The 293-nt window shown below is 56.7% G+C and carries 1 protein-coding gene; it reads left to right on the top strand.

The window, feature by feature from the left end; genetic code table 11:
- On the top strand, positions 1-293 hold a 293-nt coding region (locus PZH32_RS13425), incomplete at both ends, for a class I adenylate cyclase (protein ID WP_275208753.1).

Here is a 293-nt window from a genome sequence, read left to right as displayed (position 1 = left end):
CTGGCGTCGCGCAGTGTTGAGCCAGTTAGTGAGCGAGTGGGGTTGGGACGAAGCTCGTCTGGCAATGCTCGATAACCGCGCTAACTGGAAGATTGATCAGGTGCGTGAGGCGCACAACGAGTTGCTCGACGCGATGATGCAGAGCTACCGTAATCTGATCCGCTTTGCGCGTCGCAATAACCTTAGCGTCTCCGCCAGTCCGCAGGATATCGGCGTGCTGACGCGTAAGCTGTATGCCGCGTTTGAAGCATTACCAGGTAAAGTGACGCTGGTAAACCCGCAGATTTCACCCG

Origin of the sequence: Adlercreutzia equolifaciens (genome assembly GCF_029076695.1) — a bacterium.
GTDB lineage: Bacteria > Actinomycetota > Coriobacteriia > Coriobacteriales > Eggerthellaceae > Adlercreutzia > Adlercreutzia equolifaciens_A.
The sequence above is the reverse complement of the archived record's forward strand: the minus strand, read 5'-3'. Positions and strand labels throughout refer to the sequence as shown.